The following is a 1063-nucleotide window of genomic DNA, read 5'->3' as shown; positions in this document are numbered from 1 at the left end:
GTGTTCGGCGAAGACAACGTGCTGCTGCACGTGTTCGAGCGGTCGGCCATGCCCGAGGGGCCGGTGATCAAGTTCTGCCGCCAGGCGGGGATCGCCGATCCCGAGACGCTGGTCGCGGTGAAGGAGACGAACAACAGCCTGAACCCGCTGGTGACCGAGTTCATGCGCCAGTTGCCGCTGGACAGCGCGACGCCGGAATACCGCGGCGCGCTGGTCGGCGCCTGCGCCCGGATCGACCGCGAGATGCGCGGCGAGAAGCATCCCTCGCTGCTGCTGACGCCCGCGCGCCGGGCCGCGGTGCTCGACCGTTACGCCGCGGGCAACCGGGCACTGGCCGAACGCCGCTTCGGGCGCGAGGCGCTGTTCCTCGATCCGCTGCCCGATGCCGACGCGCCGGTCGCCGACATGCGCCTGCCGGCGTCGAGCGAGGAGCTGGTGCAGCGGTTCATGGTGCCCTTCGTCACCGCGCTGATCGAAGGCAATCGCTGAGCCCCGCCCGCGCGGCGGGCGCCTTGCCAAAGCCGGGGGCAGCCGATAGCGTTCGCCCGATTGGAGACAAGTAGTCAGGACCAAACCATTGATGCGCAAGCTCGTTCTTCACATCGGGGCCCACCGCACCGCGACCACGGCGATCCAGAAGACCCTGCGCTCGAATTTCGAGGTTCTGCTGCGCCAGGGTGTGCTCTACCCCTTCGGCGTCAACAAGCATTTCAGCCTTTTCCAGCGCCTGTTCGCCGGCAAGCTGGACCCGGTCGAGCTGGCCGCCGACATCAAGCGGCGGGCCGAGAACAAGCCCGCCGAGATCCACACGGTGATCCTGTCGGACGAAGCGGTCTGCAAGCGGCCGGATCTGTCGCTCCTCGCCCCGCTGCGCGAGCATTTCGACGTCAAGGTCATCTATGCCCTGCGCCGCCAGGACCTGTGGCTGGAAAGCTGGTACCTGCAGAACGTCAAGGGCCAGTGGGATTCCGACTTCTCGCATCTGAGCTTTGACGAGTTCATGGCGCGCTGGGAGGCGGATGTATTCCACTGGATCGATTACGACCGCTATGCCCGGCATCTC

Annotated in this window: 2 pseudogenes; both read left to right on the top strand. The window is 66.8% G+C overall.

The window, feature by feature from the left end:
• Window positions 1-489: pseudogene (locus ACFOES_RS21030) on the top strand (hypothetical protein); the annotation flags it as partial.
• A 91-nt stretch (window positions 490-580) separates the two neighbouring features.
• Window positions 581-1063 (top strand): annotated as a pseudogene (locus tag ACFOES_RS21025) (hypothetical protein); the annotation flags it as partial.

The sequence above is a fragment of the Acidimangrovimonas pyrenivorans genome, assembly GCF_042643245.1.
Taxonomy (GTDB): Bacteria; Pseudomonadota; Alphaproteobacteria; order Rhodobacterales; family Rhodobacteraceae; genus Acidimangrovimonas; species Acidimangrovimonas pyrenivorans.
The sequence above is the reverse complement of the archived record's forward strand: the minus strand, read 5'-3'. Positions and strand labels throughout refer to the sequence as shown.